At 59.9% G+C, this 20,006-nt stretch carries 17 protein-coding genes and 1 pseudogene; 7 read left to right on the forward strand and 11 right to left on the reverse strand.

What is annotated here, in order from left to right; all coding sequences use genetic code 11:
• Window positions 1-25: 25 nt before the first annotated feature.
• The 3 genes and pseudogenes from AC1RPZ_RS05360 to AC1RPZ_RS05370 form a co-directional block, all read left to right on the forward strand.
• On the forward strand, window positions 26-1,051 hold the full coding sequence (locus AC1RPZ_RS05360; protein ID WP_493135557.1) for a putative 2-aminoethylphosphonate ABC transporter substrate-binding protein: 1,026 nt from the start codon (window positions 26-28) through the stop codon (window positions 1,049-1,051).
• A gap of 142 nt (window positions 1,052-1,193) precedes the next feature.
• Entirely contained in the window at window positions 1,194-2,327 is a 1,134-nt protein-coding gene (locus tag AC1RPZ_RS05365) for a TIGR03364 family FAD-dependent oxidoreductase (protein ID WP_493135559.1), read from the forward strand.
• Window positions 2,328-2,408: 81 nt separating this feature from the next.
• A pseudogene (locus AC1RPZ_RS05370) lies at window positions 2,409-2,633 on the forward strand (HD domain-containing protein); the annotation flags it as partial.
• A gap of 143 nt (window positions 2,634-2,776) precedes the next feature.
• Here AC1RPZ_RS05370 and AC1RPZ_RS05375 read toward each other — a convergent pair.
• Both AC1RPZ_RS05375 and AC1RPZ_RS05380 read right to left on the reverse strand, forming a co-directional pair.
• Window positions 2,777-4,162 carry a GTPase/DUF3482 domain-containing protein gene (locus AC1RPZ_RS05375; protein WP_493135561.1) on the reverse strand — a complete coding sequence of 462 codons (1,386 nt, stop codon included), beginning with the start codon at window positions 4,160-4,162 and terminating at the stop codon, window positions 2,777-2,779.
• Window positions 4,155-5,534: a DUF2868 domain-containing protein gene (locus AC1RPZ_RS05380; protein WP_493135563.1), complete on the reverse strand. Its 1,380-nt coding sequence runs from the start codon at window positions 5,532-5,534 to the stop codon at window positions 4,155-4,157. Before AC1RPZ_RS05380 ends, AC1RPZ_RS05375 begins: the two co-directional genes overlap by 8 nt.
• An 85-nt stretch (window positions 5,535-5,619) precedes the next feature.
• Between AC1RPZ_RS05380 and AC1RPZ_RS05385 the strand changes: the two genes are divergently transcribed.
• Window positions 5,620-6,132 carry a dihydrofolate reductase gene (locus AC1RPZ_RS05385; protein ID WP_493135565.1) on the forward strand — a complete coding sequence of 171 codons (513 nt, stop codon included), beginning with the start codon at window positions 5,620-5,622 and terminating at the stop codon, window positions 6,130-6,132.
• 114 nt (window positions 6,133-6,246) lie between these two features.
• Here the strand turns inward: AC1RPZ_RS05385 and AC1RPZ_RS05390 are convergent, their stop codons facing one another.
• The 6 genes from AC1RPZ_RS05390 to AC1RPZ_RS05415 form a co-directional block, all read right to left on the reverse strand.
• On the reverse strand, window positions 6,247-7,638 hold the full coding sequence (locus AC1RPZ_RS05390) for an L-cystine transporter (protein WP_493135567.1): 1,392 nt from the start codon (window positions 7,636-7,638) through the stop codon (window positions 6,247-6,249).
• Between the two features lie 282 nt (window positions 7,639-7,920).
• Window positions 7,921-9,762, reverse strand: a complete 1,842-nt coding sequence (gene ilvD / locus AC1RPZ_RS05395; RefSeq protein ID WP_493135569.1) for a dihydroxy-acid dehydratase — start codon at window positions 9,760-9,762, stop codon at window positions 7,921-7,923.
• Window positions 9,763-10,021: 259 nt separating this feature from the next.
• The gene (locus AC1RPZ_RS05400) at window positions 10,022-11,230 is read right to left on the reverse strand and encodes an MFS transporter (protein WP_493135570.1); all 1,209 of its coding nucleotides are present in this window, start codon (window positions 11,228-11,230) and stop codon (window positions 10,022-10,024) included.
• On the reverse strand, window positions 11,223-12,200 hold the full coding sequence (locus AC1RPZ_RS05405; RefSeq protein WP_493135572.1) for a diiron oxygenase: 978 nt from the start codon (window positions 12,198-12,200) through the stop codon (window positions 11,223-11,225). Before AC1RPZ_RS05405 ends, AC1RPZ_RS05400 begins: the two co-directional genes overlap by 8 nt.
• Window positions 12,200-13,276, reverse strand: a complete 1,077-nt coding sequence (locus AC1RPZ_RS05410; RefSeq protein ID WP_493135574.1) for a SagB family peptide dehydrogenase — start codon at window positions 13,274-13,276, stop codon at window positions 12,200-12,202. The genes AC1RPZ_RS05405 and AC1RPZ_RS05410 overlap by 1 nt, the downstream gene beginning before the upstream one ends.
• Before the next feature lie 485 nt (window positions 13,277-13,761).
• Window positions 13,762-14,958: a class I SAM-dependent rRNA methyltransferase gene (locus tag AC1RPZ_RS05415; RefSeq protein WP_493135575.1), complete on the reverse strand. Its 1,197-nt coding sequence runs from the start codon at window positions 14,956-14,958 to the stop codon at window positions 13,762-13,764.
• Window positions 14,959-15,158: 200 nt separating this feature from the next.
• On the opposite strand from AC1RPZ_RS05415, the gene AC1RPZ_RS05420 reads away from it, so the two are divergent.
• Genes AC1RPZ_RS05420 through AC1RPZ_RS05430 form a run of 3 tightly spaced genes read left to right on the forward strand, consistent with a single transcriptional unit; the run spans window position 15,159 to window position 17,195 of the window.
• Entirely contained in the window at window positions 15,159-15,974 is an 816-nt protein-coding gene (locus AC1RPZ_RS05420) for an HDOD domain-containing protein (protein WP_493135709.1), read from the forward strand.
• Between the two features lie 30 nt (window positions 15,975-16,004).
• A complete protein-coding gene (gene mutM, locus AC1RPZ_RS05425; protein WP_493135577.1) occupies window positions 16,005-16,817 on the forward strand; it encodes a bifunctional DNA-formamidopyrimidine glycosylase/DNA-(apurinic or apyrimidinic site) lyase in 813 nt (270 codons plus the stop codon).
• A 54-nt stretch (window positions 16,818-16,871) separates the two neighbouring features.
• A complete protein-coding gene (locus AC1RPZ_RS05430) occupies window positions 16,872-17,195 on the forward strand; it encodes a multidrug transporter (RefSeq protein WP_493135578.1) in 324 nt (107 codons plus the stop codon).
• A 152-nt stretch (window positions 17,196-17,347) separates the two neighbouring features.
• On the opposite strand, the gene AC1RPZ_RS05435 is transcribed toward AC1RPZ_RS05430, so the two are convergent.
• The 3 genes from AC1RPZ_RS05435 to AC1RPZ_RS05445 all read right to left on the reverse strand — a co-directional run bounded on the left by AC1RPZ_RS05435 (window position 17,348) and on the right by AC1RPZ_RS05445 (window position 19,918).
• Window positions 17,348-17,599 carry a YfhL family 4Fe-4S dicluster ferredoxin gene (locus AC1RPZ_RS05435; protein WP_008150569.1) on the reverse strand — a complete coding sequence of 84 codons (252 nt, stop codon included), beginning with the start codon at window positions 17,597-17,599 and terminating at the stop codon, window positions 17,348-17,350.
• A 128-nt stretch (window positions 17,600-17,727) separates the two neighbouring features.
• A complete protein-coding gene (coaD, locus tag AC1RPZ_RS05440) occupies window positions 17,728-18,207 on the reverse strand; it encodes a pantetheine-phosphate adenylyltransferase (RefSeq protein ID WP_008019993.1) in 480 nt (159 codons plus the stop codon).
• Between the two features lie 115 nt (window positions 18,208-18,322).
• Complete coding sequence (locus AC1RPZ_RS05445; RefSeq protein ID WP_493135580.1) at window positions 18,323-19,918, reverse strand: GMC family oxidoreductase; 1,596 nt, start codon at window positions 19,916-19,918, stop codon at window positions 18,323-18,325.
• Between the last annotated feature and the right edge of the window lie 88 nt (window positions 19,919-20,006).

The raw sequence follows: 20,006 nt of genomic DNA on the forward strand, positions 1-20,006 counted from the left end.
TGCCGGTAAACAAAAGGAAAAAGACATGTTCAAGCCAATGGCCCTGGCCGCTGCTGTCCTCACCGCTTTCAGCCTGAACGCCTTCGCGGCGAAAACCGAGTTGATGGTCTACACCGCCCTTGAAGCCGAGCAACTGAAGTCCTACAAGGAAGCATTCGAAAAGGCCAATCCGGAGGTTGAGATCAAATGGGTGCGCGATTCCACCGGGATCATCACCGCCAAACTGCTGGCCGAAAAAGCCCGCCCGCAGGCTGACGCGGTCTGGGGCCTGGCCGCGTCCAGCCTGGCGATCCTCGATCAGCAAGGCATGCTGCAAAGCTATGCACCGAAAGACCTCGGCAAGATCGGCAGCAACTATCGCGATGCGGCCAACCCACCAGCCTGGGTTGGCATGGACGTGTGGGCGGCAACCATTTGCTTCAACACCGTCGAAGCCGAGAAACAGGGCCTGAGCAAACCCGTGAGCTGGCAGGACCTGACCAAGCCTGAATACAAAGGCAAGATCGTCATGCCGAACCCGGCCTCGTCCGGCACCGGTTTCCTCGACGTCAGCGCCTGGCTGCAAACCTTCGGCGAGAAGCAGGGCTGGCAGTACATGGACGCGCTGCACCAGAACATCGGCCAGTACGTTCACTCCGGTTCCAAGCCATGCAAGCTGGCGGCTGCCGGCGAATTCCCGATCGGTATCTCTTTCGAATACCCGGCCGTGCAGTTGAAGCGCCAGGGCGCGCCGCTGGACATCGTCCTGCCGAAAGAAGGCCTGGGCTGGGAAATCGAAGCCACCGCGGTGATCAAGGGCACACCCCATGAAGACGCCGCGAAGAAACTCGCCGACTTCTCCGCAAGCCCGGCGGCGATGGAGCTGTACAAGGAAAACTTCGCCGTACTCGCCCAACCCGGCATCGCCAAGCCACAGACCGAACTGCCGGCCGACTACGAACAACGCCTGATCAAGAACGACTTCGCCTGGGCCTCGAAAAACCGTGACGAGATCCTCAGCGAATGGCGCAAGCGCTATGACGGCAAGTCCGAGAAGGTGGTTGCCAAGTAAGATCTTCATAGGCTGACAGGGCCTCATCGTCGGATCGCCGCCCGGACCAAGCTCGCTCCCACATTGGATCTGTGATCGACGCAAATCCCCTGTGGGAGCGAGCTTGCTCGCGATAGCGGTCTCGAACCCAGGACATTTCTCCATGACACACCACAGCGACATGCTAATCGTCGGCGCCGGCATTCTCGGCCTGTCCCACGCCTATGCAGCAGCCAGGCGCGGGCTCAAGGTCAAGGTTTTCGAGCGCAGCGCCACACCCCTGGGCGCCTCGGTGCGCAACTTTGGCCAGGCGCTGGTCACTGGCCAGCCGCCGGGACAAATGCTTGAACTGGCCAAGGCCAGCCGCGAGATCTGGGGCCAATGGGCGCAACGGGCGGGCTTGCAACTCAAGCGCAACGGCTCGTATTTGTTCGCCCGCACCGAAGCTGAAGAGCAACTGCTGGAAGCCTTCTGCGCCGGCCGCGCTATCGAACACGGTTACCGCGTCGAGCTGCTGCGCAGCGCGGCATTGGGCGATGTGTACGGCGGCCAGTTCCGGCATCATCGCGCGGCATTGCACGGTCTGGATGACCAGCAACTGTATTCCCGCGAAGCGATACCAGCGTTGATCGACTACCTGCGTCGCGACCTCGGCGTGGAGTTTCACTTTTCCACCCTGGTGCGCGACCTCGAATCCGGCCGCGTGCACAGCAGCGCCGGCAGTTTCACCGGCGAGCAAATCATCGTCTGTTCCGGCCACGATTATCAGACCCTGCTGGCCGAGCCGATTGCCGTGCTCAAGCCGCAGATATGCCGCCTGCAAATGCTCCGCGCGCGGCCGCAGATCAACCTCAATCTGCAACACGCGTTGCTCACCGGTTTGAGTTGCGTGCACTACGGCGCCTTCGCCGATTTGCCGGAAGCTGCGGCAGTGCAGGCGCACATTCTGCGTGAGGCGCCCCATCTGCATGAACATGGTATTCACCTGTTGATCAGCCCGACGCCGCACGGCGAACTGATCATTGGCGATTCCCACGATTACGGCAGCGACCCTTCACCCTTCAATTCTGAACAGGTCGATAACTGGATGCTCGAGCTGGCTGAGCAAACCCTGGGTTGCAAAGTGCAAGTGGTCGAGCGTTGGCAGGGTGTCTATGGCGCTCGCGGAGCAGTGCCGTTTTCGTTCTTGCAGGCCGCACCGGGCGTGCATGCCGCGTTGATGCACACGGGCGTCGGCATGAGCGTCGGGCCGGCGATGGCTGAACGTAACGTCAGGACCTTGCTGGGAGAGCACTGATGGGCCGCCACGAGCAGGTGATCGCCGAAGTGTTCGGCTGGTATGAGCGCATTGGTGACAGCGACTACATCGGCGGCGTTCAAAGAATTCGGCTACTACGAACGCTTGAGCGAGGCCCGTCGGCGCACGCTGGAGTATCAGGGTGGGGTGATGACGGCTGCCGAGGCTGAAGTGTTTGAGCAGGATCCGCTGTGTGCTGTCAGTTTGCGGATGCGTCAGTGGGATGAGCAGGCGAAGGAGATGTGGGTGCCGGTGATCGATCTTGAGATATTGAAAGACAAGGCTGGGCGATTATTGGTGGCGTAGAGCCGTGGAACCGAGTGGCTGCCATCGCGAGCAGGCTCGCTCCCACACTGGACCTCCTGTGAACACACAATTTGTGAGCACCAGAGATCAAATAATGTGGGAGCGAGCCTGCTCGCGATGGGGCCAGTACAGACACTCGAGATTCAAGCCTCGATCACCTTCTGGGCCAACACCTCAATCTGCTCCTGGCGTTCCGCCTGGCTCAACCTTGCATGAGGATTGAGCGAAGACCACTGCGGATGTGCCCGCGCCTTGGTCAGCGCCTCCGGCAGTTTGCCTTCGCGCCAGCTCTTGTCCTGTGGCGTGGCGACCTGAATGCTGTCCATCGCTGCGTGCCCGCGCAGGTTCATGGCCTGTACCAGTTGCCGCTGACGCAACGCCAACAAACGCAGCACGCTGTCGTCAACGGTCAGCTCACGCTGGCCTTTGATTTTGCCCAGCAAGCGGCTGCCATAACTGCGTGCCGTTTGCAGGGCGCCGCCGGCAATCGCCCCGGCCAGCGCCGCCGCGCCGAGGGTCAGGCCGCCGACCAGCAAGTCCACACCGGCACCGGCTGCGGCGCCAGCGGCGATTCCGCTGCCGACCCGCACGCCTAATTGTTTGAGGGTTTCAGGGTTGAACAAATCATCGCCCCAGCGGCCATCCAGCAGCGGCAGGTCGCTGGCGGCGGCGTCCTGTGCACGGAAGGCGTACAGCTTGAGCAGCGCGTCAACGCAGCGTTGTTCGCGTTGGCGAACGGCTTTGCGCAGTTCGCTGATGGCCTGCTGTTCCTGTGCGGCATCACTGACCACGCTGCGTCGACAGGCGGCGCAGTCGATCAGCAATTCGGCGATCAAACGTGCCGCGCTTTGCTGGCGCGCTTCGCGCTGGGCCTGCTGGTCGACGATCAATCGCTCAAGCTGTCCACGTGCGCTCTCCATCAACAGCGCGAGACTTTCATAGAGCCGGCGCTCGCCATCTTCGGGTGGCGCCACGCTGTCGAAACGCACCAGCGCATGCAGTCCCAACCGTGCCAGGGCTTCGCGCCAATCCGGCTCGCGGTGGTTGGCGCTGCTGACGAAATTCAGCACCGGCAGCAACGGTTTGCCGCAACTGGCCAGCACTTCGAGTTCGTCACGGTACTTGGCCAGCACCGGCTCGCGGGCGTCGATCACGTACAGGCCAGCGTCGGAGGCCAACAGTTGACGCAGCACCTTGGCTTCCTGTTCGAAACGCTGACGCGCCTCGCTGCCATCGAGGAAACGCGCCAGTCGTGCCGGACCGTCGAGGCGTTCGCCGGGGCGTTCCAGACGCTCCAGGTAATCAAGCAGAGCGATGGCGTCTTCCAACCCCGGCGTGTCATAGAGCTCAAGCAAGGCTTCGCCATCCACCGACAACCGGGCGCCCTCGACATGCCGGGTGGTGCTGGGGCGATGAGAGACCTCGCCGAAACCGACGTCGCGGGTCAGGGTGCGCAGCAATGAGGTTTTGCCAACGTTGGTGTGACCGACCACGGCGAGTTTCAGAGGCTTCTTTGCAGCATCAGTCATGGCCCGACTCCAGCCAGTTCATCGGCGCGCAGTCAGCGAACGGCAACTCCAACTGTTGCAGCGCAGTGTGCCAGTCGCCGAGGCGTTCAGCGTCGAGTGCCTGATCGGGCGGCGCTTGCAGCAGCCAGATGCGTGTCGCGCTGGCGCTGCGGGCGAGTTCGGCGATCAGCGCCAGGCTGCCGCGATCCGGCGAGCGTCGAGGGTCGCAGGCGATGGCCAGGCGTTCTGGTGGGAAGCGGGTCAACTGTTCCAGCAATTTTTGTCGGGACTCGCGGCTGTCGAGGATGCCAGCGTCTTTGACGTTCTTCGGCAGTTGCGGCGGCCATGGGCGCTGGTCATCCAGTTCGATAGCCACCAGCAACGCGCCGTCGCTGTCCAAAGCATTGGCGCCGCCTTCGACCTGATGCAGGCGCTCGGGCGCGGCATCGTTGACGCCGAGGCGTTCGCTGCTCGGCATCAGCTGCTCGCGCAACTGCGCGTAGCCAGGCAGGTTCAGGTCCAGGTGCAACGCCGCGCGCCCGGTTTTCCAGCGCCACAGGCAGAACAGCGCGAGCAGCAAACGCGGCAACACGCCGTACACCAGCAACACCCCAACCAGCCAGGCGGCCCAGGCTTGCCGGGCGCTTTCGATATTCAGCGCGGTGTCACCGCTGGCGCGGATCATCTCCACGGTCGGAACGCTAAAGCCGAGCAATGCGGGCAGGGCGCCTAGGGTCTGGGTCATGACCACGAAGGTTTCGCTGTTGAGGATGGTGGTTTCCCAGACGAAACCGTAGCGCTGGGTTGCCATCAGCATCAGCAAAATCGCCAGCGCGCTGAGCATCGCCAGCAGCCACAAGCCGTTGACCAGCACGCCGAGTACCCAACGATTGAGTTTCTGCCGTTGCAGCAACAGCAGCAGGGCCGGCGCCAGTTGCGCGGCTTTGGCGTCGCGGGCGAGTTTTTCGCTGAGCCACAACCACAAACGCCCGAGGGTGGCGCCGTAATCGCCAGCGAATATCAGGCCCGAGGCCCAGCTCAGTAGCAGAATCAGGTTCAGCCCGAGCAGGCTGCCGAGGGCCCAGAACACGTTGACCGGTGTCTGGTCGTTGTTCAGCGCGGCGAACGCCAGGCCAGTGCCGCTGATGATCGCCAGCACGGCCAAGACGATCAGCGCCAGTCGCGCACCTTGCAGCCAATGGCGCAAGGCGACGGTCAAGCCATCGCGTTCGGCCAGCCACAGGGCGCGGGCCTCGATGCGGGTCGGCAGGTCGCCGCCAGCGCTGCGGGCCAGCCGGTTGGCTTCCTGGTCCTCCAGGGCGCCTGCGTGCTCCTCGCGCAGGCGGATGGTTTCAGTTAGCCAGAGCTTTGTCAGTGGTGTCAGTTCAGTCACGCGGCATCCCGTCGCTCAAATGAACGCTGAGCATAACCGCTGTGGCGCTTATCGGGGTAAGCGCGGCTCTGGTATCCTCGCCGACATGAAAAAAACTCTCCCCCTCAGCCTGATCGCAGCCCTCGGTGAAAACCGTGTGATCGGCGTCGACAACAGCATGCCCTGGCACTTGCCGGGGGATTTCAAATACTTCAAGGCCACCACGCTGGGCAAGCCGATCATCATGGGTCGCAAGACCTGGGATTCGCTCGGTCGCCCGTTGCCGGGCCGGTTGAACATCGTGGTCAGCCGTCAGGTCGGCTTGCAACTTGAAGGCGCGGAAGTCTATCCGTCGCTGGAAGCAGCGGTGGTCCGGGCGCAGGAATGGGCGCTGGAGCAGGGCGTCGATGAGCTGATGCTGATTGGCGGCGCGCAGTTGTATGCGCAAGGCCTGGCACAGGCCGATCGGCTGTACCTGACCCGCGTGGCGCTGAGCCCCGAGGGTGATGCGTGGTTTCCGGAGTTTGATCTGGAACAGTGGAAGCGGGTGTCGAATGTTCCGAATCCGGCGGAAGGCGATAAGCCGGCGTACAACTTCGAGGTGTGGGAAAAGGCTTAAAGATCGCAGCCTGCGGCAGCTCCTACATGGGAATGTGAACACCCGTAGGAGCTGCCGCAGGCTGCGATCTTTTAGCGGCTACAAAGATCAAAAGATCGCAGGCTTCGCCAGCTCCTACGCGTGAGCGAGCTCCTCATGCTCATCGGCATCCAGCAGCTTTTTGTCAGTCTGCTGCATGATCTGGCTGGTGATCGCACCGGCGGTCATCGAGCCACTGACGTTCAATGCGGTGCGGCCCATGTCGATCAGCGGTTCAACCGAGATCAGCAGCGCCACCAGTGACACCGGCAAGCCCATGGCCGGCAGCACGATCAGCGCGGCGAACGTTGCGCCACCACCGACACCGGCAACCCCTGCCGAACTCAAGGTCACAATCGCCACCAGCGTCGCGATCCACAGCGGATCCAGCGGGTTGATGCCCACGGTCGGCGCCACCATCACCGCCAACATCGCAGGATAAAGACCGGCACAACCGTTCTGGCCGATGGTCGCGCCAAACGAGGCGGCGAAGCTGGCGATCGATTGTGGAATACCCAGACGACGGGTTTGCGCTTCGATGCTCAGTGGAATGCTCGCGGCGCTGGAGCGGCTGGTGAAGGCGAAGGTCAACACCGGCCAGACTTTGCGCAAGAAGCGCAGCGGGTTGATCCCGGCCAGTGACACCAGCAGGCCGTGAACCACGAACATCAGGCCCAGGCCTATATAGGAAACCACGACGAAACTGCCGAGCTTGATGATGTCTTGCAGGTTGGAGCCGGCGACCACTTTGGTCATCAGCGCCAATACGCCGTACGGGGTCAGCTTCATCACCAGACGCACCAGACGCATCACCCAGGCTTGCAGGGTGTCGATGGCGTTGATCACTTTCTGACCTTTTTCGACGTCATCCTTGAGCAGTTGCAGCGCCGCAACCCCGAGGAATGCGGCGAAGATCACCACGCTGATGATCGAAGTCGGCTTGGCCCGGGCCAGATCGGCGAACGGGTTCTGCGGGATGAACGACAACAGCAGCTGCGGGATATTCAGGTCAGCGACCTTGCCCGCGTAGTCGGTCTGAATGGTTTGCAGGCGAGCCATTTCCTGGGTGCCGGCCACCAGACCTTCAGCGGTCAGGCCGAACAGGTTGGTCAGGCCAATCCCGATCAGCGCCGCAATGGCGGTGGTGAACAGCAGGGTGCCGATGGTCAGGAAGCTGATCTTGCCCAGCGACGAAGCGTTGTGCAGACGGGCGACGGCGCTGAGAATCGAGGCGAACACCAGCGGGATCACGATCATTTGCAGCAACTGCACATAACCGTTGCCCACCAGATCGAACCAGCCGATCGAGGCTTTCAACACCGGGTTGCCGGCACCGTAAATGGAGTGCAGGGCAACACCGAACACCACGCCCAGCACCAGCGCGACCAAGACTTTTTTGGCCAGGCTCCAGGGGGTGTGACGGGTTTGTGCCAGGCCGAACAGCAAGGCGAGGAATACCAGCAGATTGAGGATCAGCGGCAGATTCATTGAGACTCCAAAAAGACTTATGCCAATCGCATTCCAGGGCGACTGTGAACCGGCAAGCCTAACAGCTTGATATCTAATGAATTAATATCAAAAGCGCATGGCAACTGTCGTTTTTGGAATAAGGCTGTGACGCTGTAGCGTTTGTAGGAGCTGGCGAAGCCTGCGATCTTTTGATCTTCCGGGGGGCCGGAAAAGATCGCAGCCTGCGGCAGCTCCTACGGGGGATCTTCAAGAAAAATGCCCCGCACATGGCGGGGCATTTTTGAGTTCAACGGTTAAGCCTTACAGCCCGTCGAGCATTGCCTTATTGCGCACAGCGCCCTTGTCGGCACTGGTAGCCAGCAAGGCGTAGGCTTTCAGTGCGGTGGTCACTTTGCGTGGACGCACTTCGACCGGTTTCCAGCCTTTCTTGTCCTGTTCGACGCGGCGCGCAGCCAGTTCTTCGTCGCTGACCAACAGGTTGATCGAGCGGTTTGGAATGTCGATCAGCACTTTGTCGCCGTCCCGTACCAAGCCGATTGCCCCGCCGGCAGCCGCTTCTGGCGAAGCGTGGCCGATGGACAGGCCCGAGGTGCCGCCAGAGAAACGACCGTCGGTGAGCAAGGCGCAGGCTTTGCCCAGGCCCTTGGATTTCAGGTAGGACGTCGGGTAGAGCATTTCCTGCATGCCCGGGCCGCCTTTCGGACCTTCGTAGCGAATGATGACGATATCGCCTGCTTTCACTTCGTCGGCGAGGATGCCGCGCACGGCGCTGTCCTGGCTTTCGAAGATCTTCGCGTTGCCTTCGAAGACGTGGATCGACTCGTCGACGCCCGCGGTTTTCACCACGCAGCCGTCGAGGGCGATGTTGCCGTACAGCACGGCCAGGCCGCCTTCTTGCGAGTAAGCGTGTTCGACACTGCGAATGCAGCCGTTTTCACGGTCGTCGTCGAGGGTTTCCCAACGGGTCGACTGACTGAACGCGGTCTGGGTCGGGATGCCCGCCGGACCGGCCTTGAAGAAGTGGTGAACCGCTTCGTCGGTGGTCTGGGTGATGTCCCACTTGGCGATACCTTCGGCCATGGTCTTGCTGTGCACGGTCGGCAGGTCGGTGTGCAGCAGGCCGCCACGGGCCAGGGAGCCGAGGATGCTGAAGATCCCGCCGGCGCGGTGCACGTCTTCCATGTGGTACTTCTGGATGTTCGGCGCGACTTTGCACAGTTGTGGAACGTGGCGCGAAAGACGGTCGATGTCCTTCAGGTCGAAATCGATCTCGGCTTCCTGAGCAGCGGCCAGCAAGTGCAGGATGGTGTTGGTCGAACCGCCCATGGCGATGTCCAGCGTCATGGCGTTTTCGAACGCCTTGAAGTTGGCGATGTTGCGCGGCAATACCGACTCGTCGTTCTCGCCGTAGTAGCGTTTGCACAGCTCGACGATGGTGCGGCCGGCCTGCAGGAACAGCTGTTCGCGGTCGCTGTGGGTGGCCAGTGTCGAACCGTTGCCTGGCAGTGCCAGGCCGAGGGCTTCGACCAGGCAGTTCATTGAGTTGGCGGTGAACATGCCGGAGCACGAACCGCAGGTCGGGCAGGCGCTGCGCTCGTACTCGGCGACTTTCTCGTCAGAGGCGCTGGAGTCGGCGGCGATGACCATGGCGTCGACCAGGTCGAGGCCGTGGCTGGCGAGTTTGGTCTTGCCGGCTTCCATCGGGCCGCCGGAAACGAAGATCACCGGGATGTTCAGGCGCAGGGCGGCCATCAGCATGCCGGGGGTGATCTTGTCGCAGTTGGAGATGCACACGATGGCGTCGGCGCAGTGGGCGTTGACCATGTACTCGACGGAGTCGGCGATGATCTCGCGGCTCGGCAGTGAATAAAGCATGCCGTCGTGGCCCATGGCGATGCCGTCATCGACCGCGATGGTGTTGAATTCTTTGGCTACGCCGCCAGCACGTTCGATCTCACGGGCGACCAGTTGGCCGAGGTCCTTGAGGTGGACGTGGCCCGGTACGAATTGGGTGAACGAGTTGGCAATGGCGATGATCGGCTTTTTGAAGTCGTCATCTTTCATCCCCGTGGCGCGCCACAGTGCGCGGGCGCCGGCCATGTTGCGGCCGTGGGTGGATGTTTTCGAGCGGTAATCAGGCATGGAGCACTCCGGGCGGCTAAGCAGGTATCAAAAGGGGAGTGAGCTTCTATTGACCTCGGGAACACTCAGAAATGGCCGTGTGTCCGAAAGTTGCCGATGACTTTGCGGGATCGCCGCGCGCCTCAGCCTGAGCTCATAAACCCGCCGGGGGATGACTGGCGATGAATCGTTCGATTCTACACCGCTGGCGTCAGGAAGGAATGCCGGGAAACGTTGAACCAGGGCTTGTGAAGCGCGATGAATGACGACTAGCAGGCCATCAGTCGGTAATCAGTCCGGGCTGGCGTCTTTCGGTCAGGGCATTCAAGGTCAGTCCCGCAACACTGAGCACAATGAAACACAGTGACAGGGAGCTTTGCAGATCGTCGGTGGTCAGGTTGATCAACACGCTGATCAGGCCACCAACAATGAAGATCAGCGTACTACCAGCCGAGGCGGATGTACCGGCACTGTCGGTAAAAATGCTCATGGCTTTGGACGTGGCGGCGGGGCGGGTGATGGTGGTTCCGGCGGTGCAGATGACCATCGGAATCAGCACGGTCAGGGTCGACAGACCGAATTGCTTCGACAGGTAGAGCATCACCAGACCTGACAGCAGGATCAGGCAGAGCCCGGTGATGATCTGGGCGTTGGAATTGATGCGTCTGCCCAACAGCGCAGCGAGAATGCCGCCGATCACGTAGGCCGCGCCATAGGCCAGCAAGGTCAGCGAGAATTCGTAGGCCGACAGTTGCAGCTGCTCCATGAAGATCAGTGGTGAGATGACAATGAATGAAAAGTGGCAGGCGAATGCAAAGGCTGAAATGAACCACCAGGCAAGAAAGTTGAAGTCGCTACAGACCCGTCGATAGGCCTGGAAGATACTCGTGTGTGGTCCGACGGTCCTGCTGGAGGAGCTTTTAAGAAAGAAACAGGCCTTCAGGAATACGGCGACTGCCAGAGCGATAAAGACCAGGAAGCTGCCAGGCCAATCCATCAGGTCTTGTAGAAAGGTTCCGGCGAGCGGTGAGACGGAGATGAAAATGCCGGTGGCGGTGACCATCAGTATCCGCAGGCGATCGCGCTCCTGACCTTCGAACAGGTCTTGGACCAGCGCCTGGGACAAAACGAAACAGCCACAGCCCAGTGCCTGGACAACACGGAACAACAGAAAGTAAACGTACTCGGTGGACAGCACACAGCCGATTGCACCGAGCATTGAAACAACCATGCCTGCCAGCAGCAGACCCTTTCGGCCAATGATGTCCGAAAGCGGCCCGATCAGCAGTTGAGAAACGGCAATTCCGATGGCAAACAGGCTGATGGACAACGCGATGTCTGCTGGCACCGTCCGAAAATGTTCCGACAGCGCAGGAAACGACGGCAGCAGGACGTCGATCGGGAAGACCCCGAGCAGGGTCATCGCCATCAGTAGAACAATGGCGCCTCTGCGTTTTTTATCGCCCAATGCCGCCGTCATTTCAGGCATCGATCAATCCCGCCTTGACGAAGAGTTGCTGGTTGTAGGGCAGTGCAAAGAAACCGGCGTTTTTCATTGCCCGTAGCGTCGTCGCGGCCCCTGAGCGGGCACGCTGGATATCCGCTTGCTGACCTGAAACACCGCCGAGAATGTCAGCTACCGATGCTGTGGGCAGGCCGACGCTGTGCAGGCTTTCGCTCAACCACTGTTCATCGATCTCAAAAAAGGCCCTGATGACATCCAGTAGGAATTTCGCGGCGAACTTGCGTTGGCTGCTGTTCATCGTCAGCCACAGGTAGTTGAACACCTCGCAGAAATATCGGCTGTGTCGGGCCTCGTCTACCAAGTGGTCAGTGAGCATTTCGTGGACATTGGAAACCAGGCTGTCGCGGGTAATGTCGAGCAATTCCTTGGCGATGATCGTTTCCGAGACAAACCCGACCAGAAACCACGCGTGAGCCTTGTACTGATCGCGGGTGTTGTCGATCAAGGCCTTTAAACGCTGTATCCGTCGCGGTGTCGTGGGGCGATTTTTGATCCCGTAGAGGTCTGCGACTTGCTCGGCCACCAGGTTGGAAAACAGCGCGTGATAACCCTCGTCGGTGTAGAGCTGAAGGGCTGCGGTTTTCATCCGTGTGGGGATTGTGACGTTGAGTTCGCCATGCGCGATGGTCTCGACTGCGCGGTTGACGATGCGGTGTTCGAGCACGGTGGTGTAATCAAGGAAGTACACCAGATGGTTGGCCGCCAGCCGATGACGGATCGATTCGCCGGCTTCTTCAATCAGCGGGTGTTTCAGATAGGGCAGGAAGGCTGGCGGGAACCAGTGTCTGCTTTCCAGTTCGCGTTCAAGTCCAGGAGGTAGCAGGTAGGTGTGCTCGCTGGTCCGCACCGAAGCATTGTTGTTCCAGTCGCCCAGGGTAAACCTGTGGATCAGCGAGACTGGCCGGGATTCTGATTCATTGATCGCAGTGGGCATTATCGGGCTTCCTGGCGGCTGATCAGGGTTTTCAGTTCCTTGCACAGTGCTTGTCCGTCGCCCTGTCCGCAGCCAACAAAAAACAAAGGTTGTTCTGCGCTGTCTTGCAGTCCCAGCAGCGCCTCGACCCGGTTATCTGCGAGGGCACCGGTCAGCCAGGTGTTCAGCCCCAAAGCGGTGGCGATCAACTGAAAGGTTTGAGAGATGTGGCCGGCTTCGACGTAAGCCATTCGGTAGGCTCGCGAATGTTCATATTTCCACCACAGCGCATCGAAGCGCGAGGTGATGAACAGGCCTAATGGCAAGTTGTTGATAAAGTGCTGGCCGCACAGCAATTGCCCGAGCGGCTCGTCAGGCAATGGGCTGACGAAGCTGAGTGCATGCCGATCGCTGTGGTAACAGTAGAAGCCTGGCTTCAACTCACTGACGTTACGTACATAGACGAATCCTTCACAGGTATTCAGCCCGCCGCCGGATGGGCTGCTGCGTCTGGCCCCGAACCCTTCAGGAATGGCATCGTCGCTATCATTTTGGCGTTCTCTCAGATAACCGAGGGACAGGTACAGCAGCGTGCTGACGTCGGTGAACGAGACCGCGTCGTCATTGAACGCGCGACAGGTTTTCCTGCTGAACAATGAGTTGACCAGAGAACTTGCCAGCGAGCTGGAAGGGGGAGGCAGGGCAATCAAATCGCCTGTCGGGCGTTGCACCCGCATTGCAGTGGGCGCGGGCGCGGCCAGTACTTCGTTGCAATGGTCCAGATACTGTTTCGACCATTCATGAATATCATTGGGAGTGTGTTCGCAGGGAATGTTTTTTGTACCGATGTGGAAGAGTTTTGAAAGTTCATCCCACCCCCATTGGATAGTCTCCGTTTTTGAAGTGGTCAGTATATTGCTGTCAAGAAGATCGCTGTCGATTGTATTGCTGCTGCAAAATTGTTCGGGGTCTTCAATCAGTTGTGCGAGGCGAGTCGAATAGTCAAGATTCAATTCATATTGGGCATGGTTGTGGTAATCCCAGACGATTAAGTGGGGCGGGCGGGCGAGCATGAATAAGTGTGGATTTATATGCATGGTGGCTGGAATACTCTGAAGGTTGTCAGAGAGGGCGCTGGGGCGCCGGCACTCCCCAGCGTCTCAAACACTTAACGGGCTTTTGGAGCAACCAGAAAAGCCAGGTTAGCGATTTTGTTAGCTTCCAGATTAATTGCTTTCATCTTTATAACTCCTTGTAATTGATGGTTTGCTGTCATTGATAGTTCGTAGTGTGCGTCACCTGCTGGGTGACATTTAGAGAGTAGTTTGTATTGAACTTTCGGCAATGGGTAATTGGGTAGGAGTATTCCAGTAGTTTTGTGGGAGTGATCCTGCAGATTATGGCTAATTGTAAGTTCTGTTCGCTGGATTGGCAGGTGCGCGGAAACGTCCTGCAAGTTGATAGGGCTGCAAGAGTAAGAAAGTTGTACTTTGGGTTTGAGTAAACGAACAGCTAATGACGAGAACGTGTCGAGATAACACTGTAACGGGGAGCCTGTGGGCTCCCCGCTAAGCCAGCGAACTCAGCTGTTAGGCAACAACCGGCAAGTAATGCTCTTGATGTAGCGGGTTTCAGCAATCGCCGGGTGCACCGGGTGATCCGGACCCTGGCCGCCACGTTCCAGCAACTGGATGTTGCGGTCCAGGTGACGGGCGCTGGTCAGCAGGATGTTCTGCAGATCATCTTCCGGCAGGTGCATCGAGCACGAAGCGCTGACCAGGATGCCGTCCTTGTTGAGCAGGCGCATGGCTTGCTCGTTCAGGCGACGGTAGGCGCCTTCGCCGTTCTTCATGTCTTTCTTGCGTTTGATGAACGCTGGCGGGTCGGCCACGATGACATCGAATCGTTCTTCGCTGGCTTTCAGCTCTTTCAGGGCTTCGAACACGTCGCCTTCGATGCAGGTCATTTTGTCGGCGAAACCGTTCAGTGCGGCGTTACGCTCGACGCCGTCGAGGGCGAAGGCCGAAGCGTCGACGCAGAACACTTCACTGGCACCGAAAGCGGCAGCTTGTACGCCCCAGCCGCCGATGTAGCTGTACAGGTCCAGCACGCGTTTACCTTTGGCATAAGGTGCCAGGCGTGCGCGGTTCATGCGGTGGTCGTAGAACCAGCCGGTTTTCTGGCCTTCCATGACCGGCGCTTCGAACTTCACGCCGTTCTCTTCCAGGGCAACCCACTCCGGCACCAGGCCGAACACGGTTTCAACGTAGCGGTTGAGGCCTTCGGCGTCACGGGCCGCGGAGTCGTTCTTGAACAGAATGCCGCTTGGCTTGAGCACTTGGGTCAGCGCGGCGATCACGTCTTCCTTATGAGTCTCCATGGTCGCCGAAGCGATCTGCACCACCAGGATGTCGCCGAAACGGTCGACCACCAGGCCCGGCAGCAGATCGGAGTCGCCGTAGACCAGGCGGTAGAACGGTTTGTCGAACAGACGCTCGCGCAGGGACAGCGCAACGTTGATGCGGTGCACCAGCAGCGACTTGTCGAGCGGCAATTTGATGTCGCGCGACAGCAGGCGAGCGCAGATCAGGTTGTTCGGGCTCATGGCGACGATGCCCAGCGGTTTGCCGCCAGCAGCTTCGAGAATCGCTTGATCGCCAGCCTTGAAGCCGTGCAGAGGGGTGGCGGCTACATCGATTTCGTTGCTGTAGACCCACAGGTGGCCGTTTCGCAGGCGACGGTCGGCGTTGGCTTTGAGGCGCAGGCTTGGCAGGGACATGACGTCGCTCCAGGTGAAAAAAAGAGCGGGATTATAGCGCTAGATGGGGGTTGCAGCGCGGTTGTTTCGGGGTGTTGCGTCGGACAGATCGCCCATGCGGCGGATTTTTTCCGCTAGAATCGGCGACTGGCCCAGAGTGAGTACTTATGTCCCAAGAGCTATCTTCCGAACAGATTCAACAGGCCCTGCAAGGCATTAGCGTGCCGCCTCAGCCGCAAATCATGGTGGATTTGCAGATGGAGCAGTACATGCCGGACCCGGACCTGGAAGTGATCGCGAAGTTGATCTCCCAGGACCCGGGCCTCTCTGGCGCCTTGTTGAAGATCGTCAACTCGCCGTATTACGGGCTGAGCAACAAGATCGCCTCGATCCAGCGCGCGGTGAATCTGCTGGGCAGTCGCTCGATCATCAACCTGATCAACGCGCAGTCGATCAAGGGCGAGATGAATGACGACACCATCGTCACCTTGAACCGATTTTGGGACACCGCCCAGGACGTGGCGATGACCAGCCTGAGCCTGGCCAAGCGCATCGGTTCACAGGCGGTGGACGAGGCTTATGCGTTGGGCCTGTTCCACGATTGTGGCGTGCCGTTGATGCTCAAGCGTTTCCCCAACTATATGTCGGTGCTGGAAGAGGCCTACGCCAGTGCCAACACCGAGTGTCGGGTGGTGGACACCGAAAACCGCGTGCTCAACACTAACCACGCGGTGGTCGGTTACTACACCGCGAAATCCTGGCGCCTGCCGGAGCATGTGACCAACGCGATCGCCAATCACCACAATGCGTTGGCGATTTTCAGCGACGAGTCATCGCGCAACAGCCAGTTGAAGAACCTGCTGGCGATCCTGAAGATGGCCGAACACATTTGCGCCTCGTATCGGGTACTGGGTAATCAGGCCGAAGACCACGAGTGGAACAGCATCGGGCACCTGGTGCTCGACTATGTCGGCCTCTCGGATTATGACTTTGAAAACCTGAAACAGACGATTCGCGAGCTCGGCGCTCATCATTGAGTGTCGGACCCTTCCTGAACCGAGTGCGCCATGCCTGAATTACCCGAAGTCGAAACCACCCGTCGCGGTATTGCGCCGTTCCTGGAAGGCCAGCGCGTCAGTCGCGTGATCGTGCGTGACCGGCGTCTGCGCTGGCCGATCCCCGAGGACCTCGATGTGCGGCTGTCCGGGCAGCGCATTGTGCTGGTGGAGCGACGTGCCAAGTATTTGCTGATCAACGCCGAAGTCGGCACCTTGATCAGCCATTTGGGCATGTCGGGGAATTTGCGTCTGGTGGAAGTCGGCTTGCCGGCGCTCAAGCACGAGCATGTGGATATTGAACTCGAGTCCGGTCTGGCTTTGCGATACACCGATCCGCGACGTTTTGGCGCGATGCTCTGGAGCCTCGATCCGCTCAATCACGAGCTACTGATTCGTCTGGGGCCGGAGCCGCTGACCGATCTGTTCGATGGCGAGCGGTTGTTCCAGCTGTCACGCGGGCGTTCGATGGCGGTCAAGCCGTTCATCATGGACAACGCGGTGGTAGTGGGGGTTGGCAACATTTATGCGACCGAAGCGCTGTTTGCCGCCGGGATCGACCCGCGTCGTGAGGCCAAGGGGATTTCCCGGGCGCGTTATCTGAAGCTGGCGATCGAGATCAAACGCATTCTGGCCGCCGCTATCGAACGCGGCGGCACCACGCTGCGCGATTTTATTGGCGGTGACGGCCAGCCGGGCTACTTCCAGCAAGAACTGTTCGTGTATGGCCGTGGCGGTAAGCAGTGCAAGGTCTGTGGCACTGAGTTGCGGGAAGTACGCCTTGGGCAGCGCGCCAGCGTCTTTTGCCCACGTTGTCAGAGCTGAGGGTTCCTACGGTCTATAGTCAGTGTTCTCACTGCCAAGGCGAAGGACCGTGCCATGACGTTGATTCGAATTCTTGCTGTCGCACTGCTCTTGAACATCGGCTTTTTTGCCCAGGCGTCTGACGGCGGCAGCGGCGACCCCGTTTACAGCATCCAGAACCCGCCGGCCTACGCGATGATCGGCGATCTGCTGATCGCCCGCCCGTTGCTGGTAGTGGCGACAGTGATCGGTGCGGGGGTGTTTGTCGTGTCCTTGCCGTTTACCGCGCTGGGTGGCGGGGTAGGCGATGCGGGACAGGCGTTGGTGGTCGATCCGGCGAAAGCGGCGTTTATTCGTTGCCTGGGGTGTATCGGGGAGGGGTTTGAACAGCAGCAGTGAAGCCCGCGGGTTTGGTTGGTGTTACTGCTGGCCCTATCGCGAGCAAGCTCGCTCCCACATTAGCTTTGTGGCGTCCACAACATGTGTGCTCGACATAGATCCAGTGTGGGAGCGAGCTTGCTCGCGATGGCGTCCTTATGGACACCGAATAATCAAGCCTTGCCGGTAAGCTTGCGGTACTTCTCCATCAACTGCTCTTCAGTCTCTGGATGCGCTTCGTCCAGCGGAATGCAATCCACCGGGCAAACCTGCTGGCACTGTGGCTCGTCGTAGTGGCCAACGCACTGGGTGCAGAGGTTCGGGTCGATCACATAGATCTCTTCGCCCTGGGAGATGGCGGCGTTCGGGCACTCGGGTTCGCAGACGTCGCAGTTGATGCAATCGTCGGTGATGATCAGGGACATTGGGACTGACTCCTGCCGGGGTAGTCTGCCCAGGCATCTGAAAACTAATGCATACAATTGTGCCGCATCGGCGCCCGCAGTGCACGCGGGCGCGATGGGCTGCAAGAGATCGCAGCCTGCGGCAGCGCCTACTTTTTAAAGCGCAGGGTCAGCGCGTCGGCCACGACAGGGTGGACAAACTTGGTGATATCGCCGCCCAAGGCTGCAATTTCACGGACCAGCGTCGAAGAAATGAACGAATAACGCTCGGACGGGGTAAGAAACAGGCTCTCCACATCCGGGGCCAATTGGCGGTTCATGTTGGCCAACTGGAATTCGTATTCGAAGTCCGACACCGCGCGCAGGCCACGCAGGAACACGTTGGCGTTCTGCTCTTTGGCGAAATGCGCCAGCAGCGTCGAAAAGCCGACGACTTCGACGTTCGGCAGATGTTTAGTGACCTCGCGGGCCAGCTCCACACGCTGTTCCAGGGGGAATAGCGGGTTTTTCTTCGGGCTGGCGGCGACAGCGATGATCACATGATCGAACAGGCGCGAGGCGCGTTCGACCAGATCGCCATGGCCCTTGGTAATAGGGTCGAAGGTACCTGGGTACAACACTCGGTTCATCGCGTCGTCCTGGCGGGAGTCCGTTGGGGAGTCGGATGGTATCGCAGCCTTCCCGGTCGGCCAAGTCGCCTTTGAGGTAAGAAAGCACTACAGACGGTGCGAATTATGTGTTTTTTCATGGGTTTTTTAAACGTATGGCCAGCGCTGTCGCCAGTTGCGCGGTCAGTCCGTAGACCGACAATTGCGGGTTGGCGCCAATGCTGGTGGGGAACAGCGAACCATCATGGATCGACAGATTGCTTAGCTGATGATGACGTCCGAGGCTGTCGGTGACGGCGTTTTTCGGGTCTTCACCCATGGCACATCCGCCCATCACATGAGCGCTGCCCAGTCGTGTGCGGTACAGCTCAAGGCTCAGACCGTCGATCAAGGTGCGCGCCTCGGCGAGGGTTTTCACGTAGCGCGCATCGGCGTGCATCGGCATCACGGCGTTGGCGCCGCCAGCGAACTGAATCTCGGCCATGCTGTGAAACGCCCGACGCAACCCGTCCCAGGCATAGGCCGAGACCTGATAGTCGAGCACCGGTGTGCCATCGCCGCGCAACTCGACGTTACCGCCGGGGCTGTCCGGGTGAAAGCCGTCGCGCAGCAGCGCCAGCATCGCGTGGGTGTGCGGCAGTTGCTGCATGTGCTGGGCGCTCTCCTTGCCAAAGCCGCCGAGCAAGGTCGCTGCCAGTGCCGGGTGCAGCGGCGGTACTTCAAGCTTGTAGGACATTTTGCCGGTGGTGCCGTCCTGCCATTGAAAGTGGTCGGAGTAAATCGACTGCGGCGCGCCGTAGAACGGGTTGATTACTTCGTCGAATAGCCCTGCGGATATATTCACCAGGTGCAGAAAGGTCCGCTTGCCAAGGCGCTCATGGGGATCCGGGGCTTTGGAACGCAGCAACAGCGCCGGGCTGTTGATGCCTCCGCCGGCCAGCACGTAGTGCCGCGCCTTGACGGTGATACTGCGCCCGGTCGGTGCCACGCAGCGCTCATCCATCGCCACACAGTGCAGGCCGGTGACCTTGTCGTCCTTGATCAGCAATTGTTCGGCGCGGGCGAGGTAGAGCAGCTCGCCGCCTTTTTCCAGGGTCGCAGGAATGGTGGTGACCATCATCGACTGCTTGGCATTGGTCGGGCAGCCCATGCCGCAATAGCCGAGGTTCCAGCAACCGCGCACGTTGCGCGGGATCACGTGCCAGCTGTAGCCGAGCTGTTCACAGCCTTTTTTGATCACGTCGTTGTTGGCGTTGGGCGGCATTCTCCATGGGGCGACGCCAAGGCGCTGCTCCATTTTTTCGAACCAGGGCGCCATTTCGGCCGGGCTGTGGCCCTTGACGTCGTGTTCTGTGGCCCAGTGTTCGAGGGTCGGTTCGGGGGTGCGAAAGCTTGAAGTCCAGTTGATCAGTGTCGTGCCGCCGACTGCGCGACCTTGCAGGATGGTGATTGCGCCGTCCTTGCTCATGCGACCGATGCCTTCCTGATAAAGGCTGGAGTAGGCCTGGTCTTCGAGCATCTTGAAATCGCTGCTGGTCTTGAGCGGGCCTTCTTCGATCAGCAGCACTTTGTAGCCGGCGGCACTGAGGATTTCGGCGCTGGTGCCGCCGCCAGCACCACTGCCGATGATGGCAATGTCGGCTTCCAGTGTCAGATCATCGGCCAGTTGCGAGCCGTTGTAGGTTTTCCAGCCACGGGCCAGGCCTTCGCGGAACGGATCGGGTACGGGCATCTCGGACTCTCTTTTTATTATGGATAGTGTGGTCGCCGTCGTAGGAGCTGGCGAAGCCTGCGATCTTTTGATCTTGATTCTGTGGTGC

It is taken from the genome of Pseudomonas sp. GW822-FHT02D10, assembly GCF_058802345.1.